Source organism: Undibacterium sp. RTI2.2, assembly GCF_035018705.1.
Lineage (GTDB): Bacteria > Pseudomonadota > Gammaproteobacteria > Burkholderiales > Burkholderiaceae_D > Undibacterium.
The window spans coordinates 145,758-159,050 of record NZ_JASJXN010000004.1; the positions used below are offsets into that span (position 1 = coordinate 145,758).

A 13,293-nucleotide genomic window follows, 5' to 3' on the forward strand; every position below is an offset into this window, starting at 1 on the left:
TAGGTTCCTTTTTGATGCTTAGGACTGCGGGCGCGTAGAGCCCGAGTTTTGCCCAGATGTTTTTTAGCAGCCTACTTCCTTCCTTTGATCGGCAACTCAGCTTGGTCGCTCTAGTAATTTCCAAGGTACTTTCTCAGCACATTGCACTGCGGGCGCGTAGAGCCCGGATTCTCGCTAGTGAGCTAACTTGGCAGGGGGCTATAAAACTATCCTAAGAGGGCAAAGCAGATGATGGCGACAGCAATGCATAAAATAAAAATCCTAGCCGACACAAAAAGCAGGTGTTACGGTGTTACAGACAAGGTAACAGGCTGGAGAGTAAGGCTAGGCTTAGTTCTTGCTGTAACACTTTATATATAAATAGGTGTTACAAAGGTGTTACGGTAGTGTTACAGCTAGATATTCTTAGGCGTTTCCTCTGCCCTTGCAAAGCAAAGCCGGTGGCACGTTGTACCTTTCTTAGGTTTGTAGTTGGTGGCTTGATGCTGGACTTGCTGGAACTGTTTGAAACCAAGCGCGAGCGGGTTTTCTGGTGCACCACACCCAGCGGCGCATTGATTAAATCCGTCTATGACGTATAATCAAGCAATGCATACAATATCTGAAACAGAAATTTTCCAACGTTATGCAGATCAAGTATGGTCTGAAGCTGAGCGCATGGAATTTATTAACTGGATTGCGGTTAACCCATTGGCTGGCGATGTCATACCAAATTCTGACGGCTGCCGAAAGGTTAGATGGAGCCGCGCCGGTATGGGAAAGCGTGGTGGTGTACGGGTAATTTATTTTAATAGTAACGATGCACATATCTGGTTATTAATCGTTTATGCGAAAGCAAAATTTGATAATCTGCCAGCGCATTTTTTAGCCAATTTAAAGAGTGAGGTAACAAATGGATAAGGAAACGGAGCAATTCCAAAATGATCTTCTGGAGTCGGTAAGGCAAATGAAGAAGGGAAAAGCGGCAAGAGTTACACAAGTAACCCTATCGCCAACGTCTGAGGCTCGCGCCAAGGTGGGCATGTCGCAAAGTGCATTTGCCAAACTGCTAGGCGTATCTGTGCGCACCTTACAGGAATGGGAACAAGGCAGGCGCAAACCCTCAGGGGCGGCGCAAACCTTGCTGACTATCGCACAGCGCCACCCAGAATATTTGCAAGAATTAGCCGCTGGCTAATTAGACATGCTCACTACAGACACCCGCGCCAGCGTTTGGGATGCTATAGCAGACACACCAGAGCAAGCCGCTAATATGCGCACCAGATCAGAACTGATGCAGCAGATAGCCGCTATCGTCAAAGACAAAGCATGGACGCAGACAGAGGCAGCCAAGCAGTGCGGTGTGACCCAGCCGCGTATAAATGACCTTTTACGTGTGCGCGTGTCTCGCTTCTCACTTGATGCACTAGTCAACATTGCAACCGCTATTGGGCGGCGTGTGCATGTTGAACTGGAGCGAATAAATCATGGATAAGGAAACGGCGCTATGCCAAAGAAAATTAAACCACGGCAATTGATACCATTGCCAGCAGATGAAGAAACTCCTGAATGGGATCTGAATAAACATTTTTGGATAGAGGATATTTTGACACTGAAAAATCGGACATCCCTGATTAATTCGCTAAATGGTTTTTGGCCGAAAAAATTTAGCGACGTTGAGAAAAATGCATTTTTGGATTCTGCAAATAAGGGCTTAAATTGGTGGAAGCATAGTAAAAAAGCCACTTTTCAACGTGCAACACCAGCACAGCAGCGCAAAGACCTTGCCGCTATTGCTGATACTGTAACCAAGCTAAAGCAACAACTAAAATCCTTGGAAGGTGAGGCAGTTCAACAAGCTGATTTTGCTTTTATGAATGCTAAATATTTGACGAATCCACCATTTGAATTGCTGCGAAAACAGGAATACGGGCTTCATGTAGGTTCACTATTTTTCAACACATGGATTCAACTTAGTGACTTAGAAAAAGTTCTGATATCAGCCGCAAATCGCATCCATGTAGACGTTGGCTATCGACCAGAGAACTATGCAAATGACGTCATCGTTAATGAGCTAGCACTTTACTGGAGAAGAAAAAAAGGGAAATTTCCACCACGAACTAAAACCGGATGGTTTGCAAAATTCGTTGAAGAGCTAGGAGAAACCATCAATCTTAATTTGTCGATTGACATGGCTGAGCGCTGCATCGAAGCCATGGAAAAAGTAGACAAAACCATCAGAGATGAGGCAGCCGAATTTAAAAAGACGGGTTAACCGGTCAATTTGTTTTAGTAAACCGGATTTATTAATCCCGTAAGAAAGACCACCATTCGCCTTGTTGTAGTGCCACTCCGTCGCTACCAAACCCAACAAGGGCGAATATGCAAAATCAATCCAGTCTCTCCTCAAAACTACTACGCCTTCCTAGCGTGCTAGATCGTGTTGCCTGTTCCAAAACTGAGCTGTACCGAAAGATGAAATCAGGTGAATTTCCTGCCTCTGTTCGTCTTGGTTCTAAGTCTGTGGCTTGGCTGGAATCAGACATCGATGCTTACATTCAAAAGCTGACACAAGGGGCGGCAAAATGAACAACATCCTATCTAACGCCAGCAACATCATTGCTGTTACTAACGCGCATCTGCAAACCCATTCTAAGGTGTGTGTCGAAGAGAACATTGATACCACTACCTTGTTTGAGCACGCATCAAAACTGTATGCGCAATTGTTGGTTGATACCTTTGCAATCGGTCAACCCGTACCTGATTCTGGTATTGCTTTTACCTACCAAGGGCGCCTGTTTTTTTACAAGCTGCAAGGTCAAAAAATGATGGTAATTGATGAGCTGGGATATTTGATAATCGAAGGAGCTACAAAATGAAACAACCTACAAGCCGCCAAATTATTTCCACTTTTCAAGGCTTCTTTGTGCTGTCAATAAAAACAACAGCGGAGAGTGATTACCCAGTTGACGCTTACCGTGAGCCTGTCATTGGCTGGCAAATTGATGATGATTCAATCCATCCGATACCGCTTACTCCGAGCGGTGAAGATTTTCAGAGTTTAGATATTTTGTACCCCGATGGAACTGTGATGAACCCGTTTGACTGTCCGTATGAAAATTTTGATAGTTGGCTCAAGGCACAACAAGACAACTTTAACAGGAGACATGGGGTGTCAAAATGAATAGCCACCTTGCAATCCAGCCAAACAAGGTTTATTCTTCACTTGTCGCAAAGAAAAATGCGACCGAGTTTGACAGCTTGAATTACCTACAGCGCACGAACGGCGCAATGCCGTTTTTTTACGTGTGTCTACCTTTGTTGCGCCTTCTATGGTCGGCAATGGTGGGGAGCCTTCGGGCTGCCGGATGCTGTAGGTTCCGGTCTGTCAACCCTGCTATTTGCCGCCCACCCCGTTTGACAGCGGGGCGCGGATTAACCGCTACCTACGGAGGCCATCATGCCTAGCAACGCCACACCCAAAGCACCCAAAACAGCCTCAACCGATTTTAAACAGCTAGCCTTAGACCGCAGCTATGATGCCCTGTGTATGGCTGAGTTTGGACAATCTGCCGTCGGTGACCTCATGGCGATATTAAATGCCATTACCAAGTTAGGGCAGTCTGAATTAGCCTCTGGCAGTGATGTCATATCCCGACTTGCCAAAGTGGGTGCACAGTTGGCTGATACGCATTATCAAACCCTAGATGATACGGTGGTCGAGATGCGTAAAAAAGTGACTGCCATCGAGGAGTTACGTCATGCATAAATCAACTGACACAGCCTTCCTACAACAAGCGACATTACCTAATTTGTCCGGTGTGCATTTACCACCTATGGCATTGGCAATTGATGCCCGCTATCAGTTTGCAGTGGACTGTGGCGCTTATGCTGCGATGATCTTTTTTGAAGAGCATCCAGACATTGCTTTGCATACCCACTTGCCCGCTTCTCTGGCATGTTTTCAGGAGAACTTGCGCCACCGTGTTGCTGGTTTGGAAGTGGCTATTCATGGCAGAGATCAGCCTGTTGTAGATGCGTTTGTAGCGGGCTATCTGGGGCGCATACAGCAAGAATTGCGCACCATGCAACCAGCACCGCAAAGCGCCCGTCACGACGACGAACCCGCCTACCACTAACAGGACATTCATCATGCAAATTAAAGCTGCTATAGGCAGTAAGGGCTTTCTATTGCCTAACATATTGAGAGGTCAATCATGAATGGAGCATTTCAAGAGCGCCCCAGCCGCGACACGATACAAGCCGCGCTCAGTTTTATCCCGCCGGATGATCGTGAGGTGTGGCTTAAAATCGGCATGGCACTCAAGGCAGAGCTTGGGGACGATGGCTTTGACTTGTTTGACACATGGAGCCAGCGGGGAGAAAGCTACGCACTAGATGCCGTTCAACAAGTCTGGAAAGGCTTTAAGGCAGGCGGCAAGATCGGTATAGGGACGTTGTTGTATGAGGCCAAGCAACGCGGCTTTAATCTCAAAGATCATAAGCCTGCACCACCTGTTTCAGCAGAAGAGGCAGAGCGCCTGCAACGTGAACGGCAACAGCGTAACGACGACGAACAGGCAGAGGCAGAGCGCCTGCAAACCCTTGCAGCAGAGAGTGCCGCCAGCGCGTGGAGCAAGGCAGTAACAAACGGTGAATCGCCCTATCTGACCAACAAGAAAATAGCTGCCCACGGCATCGGGTTTGCCAAGGCGGTAGCTGGTCACACGGTGCTAATTCCAGTACGCGACCAACACGGCAAGCTGTGGAACCTGCAACGCATCTTTGCTAACGGTGACAAACGCTTTTACAAGGGCGGCAAAGTGACTGGCTGCTTTCATACCATTGGCGACGTGGCGGCGTCTGAATGGCTGTTAGTGGCAGAGGGCTACGCGACAGCCGCAACGCTACATGAAGCTACGGGGTTTGCAGTAGTGATCGCATTCAGCGCCCACAATCTCAAGCAGGTAGCCGTAATCATGCGAGAGTGCTACCCCGATAAACGCATGCTCATTTGTGCTGACGACGACAGCGAAACAGAACGCACCACGGGCAAGAATACAGGCGTAGTCGCAGCGACCGAGGCGGCATCGTTGGTGAATGGAGTGTGGTGCAAACCCACAGGCTTTCACTACGGCGGTAACGACTTTAACGACCTCATGCATTCCTCTGGAATAGACGAAGTTAAACAACAAATTGCAACGGCAATGCAATTGCCAGTACCGATACCAGTAACGACATCAGCACTGATACCAACAACCAACGAAGCCACAATCAATCCACCACAACCCGACCAGATCAACGCACACGCAACGATTGCCACACCGTTGATACTTGACAAGGCAAGCACAGAAAAACCGCCTGCCAAGCCACGCCAAACCAACAGCGGCAAACCCGCCGGTGAGGGGCAATCATTAAAGCCATTTTTTATGAATCATCCGAATGGTGAGGGCGTATTTTTCCACAACTTCCATGAGGGTGAACCATTACCCGCTTTAAAAATCTGTTCCGCCTTAGCCGTGATCGCAAAGACCCGTGATTCTGCCAATGGTGAATGGGGTTATCTACTGGAATTTAGCGACCCAGACGGGCATAAAAAACGATGGTCGATGCCAGCAAAAATGTTGTCCGGTGACGGTACACAATACCGCGCTGATTTACTCTCAATGGGCTTGATGATTGAACCTGGACTTAAGGTCAAAAATCATCTAACCACGTACATACAAACTGCCGATGTAAGCAACCGTGTGCGCTGTGTTGACCGTACCGGCTGGCATGGTGATGTATATGTGATGCCTGACAAAACGATTGGTGATGGTGACGAGCAGGTACTGTTTCAGACAGTGGGCGGCGCAGTGTCGCCGTTCAAGCAGCGCGGCACATTGGATGAGTGGAAAGCCAATATCGGGGTGCATTGCCGTGGCAATTCCCGCATGTTGTTTTTTGTGTCTACCGCATTTGCTTCTATTTTGCTTCATCATGGCAATGTGCCTAGCGGTGGTTTCCATATTTGGGGCGATAGTTCTACCGGAAAAAGTACGGCGGTAATTGTTGCCGGTTCGGTCTTTGGTGGTGTGGATTATAAAAAGAGCTGGCGGGCAACTGACAATGCGTTAGAACCAACGGCGCAGCAATACTCTGATGCGCTGCTCATACTCGATGAACTGGCGCAAGCAGACCCTAAGACAGTCGGCAATGTGGTGTACATGCTAGGCAATGAAGCTGGAAAAGGGCGAGCTACACAGAACGCTACCGCAAAGCGCATTGCCACATGGCGGCTACTGTTTGTAAGCGATGGCGAGATACCCTTATCAACCCACATGGCAGAGGCCGGTAAGACCATCAAAGGTGGGCATGATGTCAGGATGGCGCATATTAACGCCGATGCTGGTAAGGGTTTAGGTGTGTATGACACTACCCATGATTTTGCAGGTGGTGCGGCCTTGTCAGCTCACTTAGTCAAGATGGCGCAGCAGTATTACGGTGTTGCAGGATTGACCTTCATCGAGTGGGCAGTATCGCAATCAACGGGTTTGCGTTCTATCTTGGAACAGGAGATAAGCGATTGCATGAAAGTGATTTGCCCAAAAGACGCCCACGGCCAAGTATCAAGAGTCGCTATGCGGTTTGCGCTAGTCGGTGTGGCTGGTGAGTTAGCAACCGCAAGAGGTATTACAGGCTGGTCAACGGGGGAGGCAAAAGAGGCGGCGATAACCTGTTTTAATGATTGGCTTACCAGTCGTGGCGGCGCTGGTGATCTGGAGCATGATCGTATGTTGTCATTACTGCCTGATTTTATCCGCGCCAACGGTGATGCACGGTTTGGCTGGAAGCATAGAGAAATGGATGACCATGCACCTAAGATCATTAACCAAGCAGGTTTTAGGCGCATGGTGAGCAAGGGCGGCAATCCGATTGACAGCAACACAGACCATCACAAAGAGTATGGCGATAAAGTACACCCAGACGAATCAGACGGGGCAACGGTTGAATACTTCATCGATCCCAAAGTATTTAAGGACGAAATCTGCAAGGGCTTCGACGCCAGAGCGGTAACAGCCAAGCTAGTGGCAGCCGGTGTGCTAGAGCTAGGCAAAGACGGCAAGACTAGCAAACCCTTTCGATATGCTGGCACGACGAATCGGTATTACAAAGTATCAAGCGAAAAGCTGGGGGAACTGTATGCTTGATTGATGCTTAACGAACCGCATAACAAAACAGCGTAGCGACCGGCGGCGCGGCCTTTGGGGTGTGGTGGGTGAGTCCCCATTGCGCGGTAAAAATCAGACATTCATTGCATCAATACCAATAAACATGGTCTTAGTGCAATGAATGTCTTTTTTGTTTTAACTTTGATATCGTTTATATTCAATTTAGTAAATTAATTCAAAATAAGAAGTACGTGTAACACCTGTAACACCTTTTTTTATTCTGTAACACCTTCGAGGTGTTACGCTAAGAGTCAATGCCAGTAAAGCTTTCAAGCGAATTGATGCCCTCTGTAACACCGTAACACCAAAAAAAGTAAGCTAGCGAGATTTAATGCACAGGTAAACCAATGATCTTCTGGTGTGATTTTAGATGCCAATATCATGCGGGTTTGCAGATCAAAAGCCTTGTGCGAGTGCATGCAGATAGATTGGCGTGACGGGAGGGGCGGTGCAATCCCTAAGCAATTTCAAAAGCAAGACCGGCTTGTAACAGTATTTTTGTGCGCGCAAGTTTTGAGGGTGGGGGGATATGCCATGTATTTGTTATAAAGCAACATTTAAACAAACCAACCTAAGCAGCTAAGCGCAAACCCAAAATCAAGACAATCTCACAAAGCAACAGTTTTACGATATCATCGCCACGGTTTTTTTATTAACGCAGACTAAGCGGTTTTTGAGGTCAAATAGGCAATAAATCAGGGGTAGCATTTCGTTTTGACGGTACTAGTGACGGTACTTGCGAATTTCCAAAATGCAATGTCATTGATTTATAACGGTTTTTTGTAAGACTTCTATTCCGGCCTCGACCAAATTAATCAGTAATAAAACGACCCGTCTTCTGGTTTCAGAAGCACGGGTTTTTTTATAACTGCTAGACTGAGTTTTTCACCTTGATGAGAATAGAGATGGAAGCAACCAAAGTCATTGAATTTGAGCGCCCGCAGATGGACTTGGGGACGAGTTGCACGGCTGCTGCCTGGGCTCGTATACCCGACGCTCCTAGCTTGGCGGAAAAGGAAATATTGAAGTCGCGCATTAAGCAGCTATTGCGTGAGAAACAAGCGGTTTTGGTAGCGCATTATTATGTCGATGCTGACTTGCAAGACCTTGCTGAGGAAACGGGTGGTTGTGTTTCTGATTCTTTAGAGATGGCGCGTTTTGGCCGCGATCACCCAGCAAAAACTTTGATTGTCGCTGGCGTCAAGTTCATGGGCGAAACTGCCAAAATACTAAGCCCTGAAAAAACGATCTTAATGCCCGATCTGGATGCAACATGCTCGCTGGATCTTGGCTGTCCTGCGGATGAGTTTGCAGCGTTTTGTGATGCGCATCCTGATCGTACTGTCGTCGTGTATGCCAATACCAGTGCTGCGGTGAAGGCGCGTGCGGATTGGATGGTGACTTCGAGTATTGGTTTGGATATCGTCGCGCATCTGCATGCGCAGGGTAAAAAAATTCTATGGGCTCCTGATAAGCATTTGGGTTCGTATATTCAAAAACAAACCGGTGCTGATATGTTGCTGTGGCAGGGTTCGTGTCTGGTGCACGACGAATTTAAAGGCATTGAGCTGGATATATTGAAGGCAGAGCATCCTGATGCCAAGGTCTTAGTCCATCCAGAGTCACCTGCTGCAGTCGTGGCATTAGCGGATATGGTCGGCTCTACCTCGCAAATGATCCATGCAGCGAAAACCATGGACGCTACTGAGTTTATCGTGGCAACAGATAACGGTATTTTGCATAAAATGCAGATGGCAGCCCCTGGGAAAAAATTCATCGTCGCTCCAACTGCGGGTAATAGTGCTACCTGTAAGAGTTGCGCGCACTGTCCTTGGATGGCAATGAATGGCCTGCGTAATTTATTGCAAGTATTAGAGCAAGGGAATAACGAAATTCTGGTCGATCCTGCCGTGAGTGTAAAAGCCAAATTGTGTATCGACCGTATGCTTGATTTTGCAGCAGCGAAAAAAGCGAATGTGCGCCCGGGCGCTGATTTGGCTCAAGAGCAAAAACTATTTTCGGGTATAGGTCCAGCATGACTCATTCAATAAGTAATCTTAAAAATCCGTTCGAGCCATTCGATGCGGACTTGATGGCAGCCTTTGAGCGCAATATCAGCACAGCCTTGGCGGAAGACGTCGGTACCGGTGATCTGACGGGCTTACTGGTGCCAGACCAGCAGTTAGTGCAAGCCCAAGTAATTGTGCGCGAAGAAGCTGTTTTGTGCGGTGCGCCGTGGTTTGATGCTGTGATGGAGCGCCTGGATGCAAGAATTAAGATTGTGTGGATGGCAGAGGAGGGGGCGTTGATGCTTCCGAATAGTCTGGTCTGTAAGATCACAGCGCCAGCCCGGGCGTTATTGACTGCCGAGCGCAGCGCACTCAATTTTTTGCAATTGCTATCTGGCGTGGCTATGGCAACACGTGACTATGTGCGAATCATTGAAGGCACAGCCGCAGCGATTTTGGATACCCGAAAAACCTTACCTGGTTTGCGTCTGGCTCAAAAATATGCAGTGCGTGTTGGTGGCGGTCAGAATCAGCGTCTGGCTTTGTATGATGGGATTCTGATTAAAGAAAATCACATCGCAGCAGCCGGCGGCATTGAGGCTGCGATGCAGGCTGCTCACGCCTTGCAGGCGGATGTCAGCATACAAATCGAGGTGGAAACGCTAGATCAGCTCAAACTCGCGCTAAAAGCGGGAGCAACGTCGATTCTATTGGATAACTTTACGACTGACATGATGCGTGATGCAGTCAATCTGAATGCCGGACGCGCATTGTTGGAAGCATCTGGTGGCGTCGATAAAAGTTCTGTGAGGGCGATTGCTGAAACCGGTGTTGACAGGATTTCGATTGGTAGCCTGACAAAAGATATCAAGGCTATTGATTATTCTTTGAGAATTATCTAACTTATTGCCTATACTCCCCCTTATTTTTAAAAAAATACCCTTATTGCCCAGAGACTACTTGAACAATTTTAATTACTGGGTGGGAGTATTAATTTATTGGTTTTATGCTTTAGATTTATTTTTGCAAAAAAAGCGCCGCAAATTCGTTTTGATACGAACTTGCGGCGCTTTTTTATCCGGTGAGCTTTGTTATTTTTTCCGTTTAGGCGATAGCACGGTAGGCAAGGCTTTCGGTAAAGTGTCCGGATAATCACGACTAAAATGTAGGCCGCGGCTTTCGCGGCGAGACAGTGCGCTATTCACGATCAGCGAGGCGACATCAACCAGATTGCGCAGTTCCAGCAAATTATTTGTAATGCGGAAATTAGCGTAATACTCATCGATTTCTTCTTTCAATAAACGTATCCGGTGTTTTGCGCGCTCCAGTCGTTTAGTGGTGCGAACGATGCCGACATAATTCCACATAAAGCGACGCAGTTCGTCCCAGTTGTGAGCGATGACGACTTCTTCGTCTGCATCCGATACACGGCTTTCGTCCCATGCCGGTAAGTTGAGAGACGGTCGTAATTCTTGTGCCGCGATGTCTTGCGCCGCAGCTTTGCCGATAACCAGGCATTCCAACAAGGAATTGCTGGCTAATCGATTGGCGCCATGCAGACCGGTGTAGGCGGTCTCTCCTACGGCGTATAAACCAGGCAAATCTGTTCTGCCGGTCGTATCGGTCACAATCCCGCCGCAGGTGAAATGTACTGCAGGTACCACGGGAATGGCTTGCTTAGTAATGTCGATACCCAATTCCAGGCAGCGGGCGTAAATCATTGGGAAGTGTTCTTCTAAAAATTCCGGTGATTTATGCGTGATATCGAGCTCTACAAAATCTAAACCACGTTTTTTCATTTCGAAATCGATCGCTCTTGCGACCACATCGCGCGGTGCGAGTTCTGCCCGGCTATCATGATCTAGCATAAAGCGCGCACCTGCGCTGGCACCTGCCTCTGCTGGCAACTTTAAGATGCCACCTTCACCGCGTACCGCTTCAGTGATCAGAAATGATTTGGCATACGGATGATATAAACAGGTCGGATGGAATTGCATAAACTCCATATTCGCTACGCGACATCCAGCACGCCATGCCATCGCAATGCCATCCCCCGTCGCGGTGTCTGGATTGGTTGTATACAAATATACTTTGCCAGCGCCGCCCGTCGCCATGACTGTGTGTGGCGCCTCAAAGGTGTGGACTTTACCCGTTTTGACATCTTGCACGTACAAGCCTAAACAGCGCGGTGTCGCCGATGTTTCTCCCAGCTTGGCTGAGGTGATTACGTCGATCGCGTAATGATGTTCAAACAAACTGATGTTCGGATGCGCCCGAACTTTTTGTTCCAGTGTCTGTTGTACGGCATGGCCTGTGGAGTCAGCAGCATGAATAATCCGTCGTTGACTGTGACCGCCTTCGCGCGTCAGGTGGAAGCCTAATTCAGCATCGTCGTCACGCGTAAATGGCACACCTTGTTCGATGAGCCAATCAATTGCTTCGCGTCCGTGTTCAATGATGTAACGGGTTGCACCTTCATCACACAAACCACCGCCAGCGATCAGCGTATCTGAAATATGCTGCTCGTGACTGTCGTGCGAATCCAGGACGGCGGCAATACCACCTTGTGCCCAATCACTGGCACCATCGAGTAAAGCACGCTTAGAAATCACCGCAACTTTGCGGGTCTTAGCGAGATGAAGCGCGACTGATAAACCTGCTAAGCCACTACCTACAATTGCGACGTCAAATTTCATTTGGATGACCGTTAATTCAAGCACTAGCTTGTACTGCACTAAAAAATATCTTAACTAAACTCACCATGTTGAATTTATCGAATTTAGTTATCGGGATAAAGCGGGTTGTTTTTTTGCGTTGGTTGGTTTGTTTGTTTGTTTGTTGCGTTATTCATCAACAACCACAGGTTTCACTTTGGCAGCAGCAGCTTTCGCCAGCACGCGCGCCGTATCGGTATCCGCCGCAGTGGCTAGAGCAACACCCATGCGGCGGCGACTAAATGATTCTGGCTTACCGAATAAACGGATATCGATGCCTTCCACTTGCAAAGCTTCTGCCACACCTTCAAACGCAATTGCTTTGTGATTATGCTGACCGTAGATTACCGCAGATGCCGCGGGCGTGCGCAGCGCTACGATAACCGGCAAGCCGAGGATTGCTTTGGCGTGTAACTCAAATTCATTCTGGACTTGGCTGGACATCGTCACCATGCCGGTATCATGCGGACGTGGGCTGACTTCAGAGAACCAGACCATGTCGTTTTTCACAAATAGTTCGACGCCAAATAAGCCAAGGCCGCCAAGATCGTCCGTGACTTTTTTAGCGATATCACGTGCACGCTCTAATGCCTTACTGTGCATAGCTTGTGGCTGCCATGATTCGACATAATCGCCTTGTACTTGCACATGGCCGATAGGCTCGCAGAAATGGGTTTCGACTTCTCCGTTGCTCCCGATCGAGCGCACGGTCAACAAGGTGATTTCATATTCGAAGTCGATGAAACCCTCAACAATCACGCGACCAGAATTGACGCGACCACCTGCTGCAGCGTAGTTCCAGGCGGCTTCCACTTCTTCTGCACTATCAATTTTTGATTGACCTTTTCCTGATGAGGACATCACTGGCTTGATGATGCACGGAAAGCCGATTTCGCTTGATGCTTGTTGTAATTCAGCGAGACTATCAGCGAACCGGTATGGTGAGGTTGGCAGGTTTAAGGTCTCAGCCGCCAGGCGCCGGATGCCTTCACGATTCATGGTCAGCCATGCGGCGCGAGCAGTCGGGATGACGCGCGTTTTGCCGGCCTTCTCAAGCTCCATTAACATGGTGGTGGCAATCGCTTCGATTTCCGGCACGACTAAATCGGGCTGCTCTAACTCAATCAAGCGAGCGAGTGCTGCGCCATCAGTCATGTCAATCACGTGCGCTCTGTGCGCAACCTGATGTCCCGGCGCATTTTCATACCGATCTACTGCGATAACTTCGACGCCAAGACGCTGCAAAGAAATAATAACTTCTTTACCGAGTTCGCCAGAGCCAAGCAGCATAACTTTAGTTGCGGTAGCAGATAAGGGGGTGCCGAATCGTTTGATCGTTTTCATGGTCATTTGGAATAAAGAGATTGAGTGAGGATAATA

15 protein-coding genes are annotated in these 13,293 nt (G+C 48.2%); 13 read left to right on the plus strand and 2 right to left on the minus strand.

All coding sequences use genetic code 11. The features are described 5' to 3' along the window. The first annotated feature begins 440 nt into the window (after window positions 1-440). From QN395_RS03835 to nadC, 13 genes are all read left to right on the plus strand, one after another. Window positions 441-581 (plus strand): hypothetical protein, encoded by a 141-nt coding sequence (locus tag QN395_RS03835; RefSeq protein WP_322118766.1) that lies wholly within the window; start codon window positions 441-443, stop codon window positions 579-581. Continuing rightward, a complete protein-coding gene (locus tag QN395_RS03840; protein WP_322118767.1) occupies window positions 571-900 on the plus strand; it encodes a transcriptional regulator in 330 nt (109 codons plus the stop codon). The genes QN395_RS03835 and QN395_RS03840 overlap by 11 nt, the downstream gene beginning before the upstream one ends. Continuing rightward, the gene (locus tag QN395_RS03845; protein WP_322118768.1) at window positions 893-1,177 is read left to right on the plus strand and encodes a helix-turn-helix domain-containing protein; all 285 of its coding nucleotides are present in this window, start codon (window positions 893-895) and stop codon (window positions 1,175-1,177) included. Before QN395_RS03840 ends, QN395_RS03845 begins: the two co-directional genes overlap by 8 nt. Before the next feature lie 6 nt (window positions 1,178-1,183). Then, window positions 1,184-1,474 carry a helix-turn-helix domain-containing protein gene (locus QN395_RS03850; protein ID WP_322118769.1) on the plus strand — a complete coding sequence of 97 codons (291 nt, stop codon included), beginning with the start codon at window positions 1,184-1,186 and terminating at the stop codon, window positions 1,472-1,474. A gap of 12 nt (window positions 1,475-1,486) precedes the next feature. Further along, window positions 1,487-2,254 (plus strand): hypothetical protein, encoded by a 768-nt coding sequence (locus QN395_RS03855; RefSeq protein ID WP_323491687.1) that lies wholly within the window; start codon window positions 1,487-1,489, stop codon window positions 2,252-2,254. Window positions 2,255-2,361: 107 nt separating this feature from the next. Continuing rightward, window positions 2,362-2,568, plus strand: coding sequence for a helix-turn-helix transcriptional regulator (locus QN395_RS03860; RefSeq protein WP_322118771.1), 207 nt, complete (start codon window positions 2,362-2,364; stop codon window positions 2,566-2,568). Beyond that, window positions 2,565-2,858 carry a hypothetical protein gene (locus QN395_RS03865; RefSeq protein ID WP_323491688.1) on the plus strand — a complete coding sequence of 98 codons (294 nt, stop codon included), beginning with the start codon at window positions 2,565-2,567 and terminating at the stop codon, window positions 2,856-2,858. The genes QN395_RS03860 and QN395_RS03865 overlap by 4 nt, the downstream gene beginning before the upstream one ends. Then, on the plus strand, window positions 2,855-3,163 hold the full coding sequence (locus QN395_RS03870; RefSeq protein ID WP_323491689.1) for a hypothetical protein: 309 nt from the start codon (window positions 2,855-2,857) through the stop codon (window positions 3,161-3,163). The genes QN395_RS03865 and QN395_RS03870 overlap by 4 nt, the downstream gene beginning before the upstream one ends. Window positions 3,164-3,439: 276 nt before the next feature. Beyond that, the gene (locus QN395_RS03875; protein WP_322118774.1) at window positions 3,440-3,748 is read left to right on the plus strand and encodes a hypothetical protein; all 309 of its coding nucleotides are present in this window, start codon (window positions 3,440-3,442) and stop codon (window positions 3,746-3,748) included. Then, a complete protein-coding gene (locus tag QN395_RS03880; RefSeq protein WP_323491690.1) occupies window positions 3,741-4,118 on the plus strand; it encodes a hypothetical protein in 378 nt (125 codons plus the stop codon). Before QN395_RS03875 ends, QN395_RS03880 begins: the two co-directional genes overlap by 8 nt. A gap of 78 nt (window positions 4,119-4,196) precedes the next feature. After that, entirely contained in the window at window positions 4,197-7,169 is a 2,973-nt protein-coding gene (locus QN395_RS03885; RefSeq protein WP_323491691.1) for a DUF927 domain-containing protein, read from the plus strand. Window positions 7,170-8,095: 926 nt separating this feature from the next. After that, window positions 8,096-9,229, plus strand: coding sequence for a quinolinate synthase NadA (nadA, locus tag QN395_RS03890; protein ID WP_416352033.1), 1,134 nt, complete (start codon window positions 8,096-8,098; stop codon window positions 9,227-9,229). Beyond that, window positions 9,226-10,101 carry a carboxylating nicotinate-nucleotide diphosphorylase gene (gene nadC / locus QN395_RS03895; RefSeq protein WP_322118777.1) on the plus strand — a complete coding sequence of 292 codons (876 nt, stop codon included), beginning with the start codon at window positions 9,226-9,228 and terminating at the stop codon, window positions 10,099-10,101. Before nadA ends, nadC begins: the two co-directional genes overlap by 4 nt. A 189-nt stretch (window positions 10,102-10,290) precedes the next feature. Here the strand turns inward: nadC and nadB are convergent, their stop codons facing one another. Continuing rightward, complete coding sequence (gene nadB / locus QN395_RS03900) at window positions 10,291-11,895, minus strand: L-aspartate oxidase (RefSeq protein ID WP_322118778.1); 1,605 nt, start codon at window positions 11,893-11,895, stop codon at window positions 10,291-10,293. A 147-nt stretch (window positions 11,896-12,042) separates the two neighbouring features. Next, window positions 12,043-13,257, minus strand: coding sequence for a formate-dependent phosphoribosylglycinamide formyltransferase (gene purT / locus QN395_RS03905; protein ID WP_323491692.1), 1,215 nt, complete (start codon window positions 13,255-13,257; stop codon window positions 12,043-12,045). Between the last annotated feature and the right edge of the window lie 36 nt (window positions 13,258-13,293).

What these genes read in the sequence shown, in the direction of transcription:
- nadA (WP_416352033.1), top strand. Translation starts at nt 8,096, where the DNA reads ATGGAAGCAACCAAAGTCATTGAATTTGAGCGCCCGCAGATGGACTTG.
- QN395_RS03865 (WP_323491688.1), top strand. Translation starts at nt 2,565, where the DNA reads ATGAACAACATCCTATCTAACGCCAGCAACATCATTGCTGTTACTAAC.
- QN395_RS03870 (WP_323491689.1), top strand. Translation starts at nt 2,855, where the DNA reads ATGAAACAACCTACAAGCCGCCAAATTATTTCCACTTTTCAAGGCTTC.
- QN395_RS03860 (WP_322118771.1), top strand. Translation starts at nt 2,362, where the DNA reads ATGCAAAATCAATCCAGTCTCTCCTCAAAACTACTACGCCTTCCTAGC.
- QN395_RS03885 (WP_323491691.1), top strand. Translation starts at nt 4,197, where the DNA reads ATGAATGGAGCATTTCAAGAGCGCCCCAGCCGCGACACGATACAAGCC.
- nadB (WP_322118778.1), bottom strand. Translation starts at nt 11,895, where the DNA reads ATGAAATTTGACGTCGCAATTGTAGGTAGTGGCTTAGCAGGTTTATCA.
- QN395_RS03850 (WP_322118769.1), top strand. Translation starts at nt 1,184, where the DNA reads ATGCTCACTACAGACACCCGCGCCAGCGTTTGGGATGCTATAGCAGAC.
- QN395_RS03875 (WP_322118774.1), top strand. Translation starts at nt 3,440, where the DNA reads ATGCCTAGCAACGCCACACCCAAAGCACCCAAAACAGCCTCAACCGAT.
- QN395_RS03855 (WP_323491687.1), top strand. Translation starts at nt 1,487, where the DNA reads ATGCCAAAGAAAATTAAACCACGGCAATTGATACCATTGCCAGCAGAT.
- purT (WP_323491692.1), bottom strand. Translation starts at nt 13,257, where the DNA reads ATGAAAACGATCAAACGATTCGGCACCCCCTTATCTGCTACCGCAACT.
- nadC (WP_322118777.1), top strand. Translation starts at nt 9,226, where the DNA reads ATGACTCATTCAATAAGTAATCTTAAAAATCCGTTCGAGCCATTCGAT.
- QN395_RS03845 (WP_322118768.1), top strand. Translation starts at nt 893, where the DNA reads ATGGATAAGGAAACGGAGCAATTCCAAAATGATCTTCTGGAGTCGGTA.
- QN395_RS03840 (WP_322118767.1), top strand. Translation starts at nt 571, where the DNA reads ATGACGTATAATCAAGCAATGCATACAATATCTGAAACAGAAATTTTC.
- QN395_RS03880 (WP_323491690.1), top strand. Translation starts at nt 3,741, where the DNA reads ATGCATAAATCAACTGACACAGCCTTCCTACAACAAGCGACATTACCT.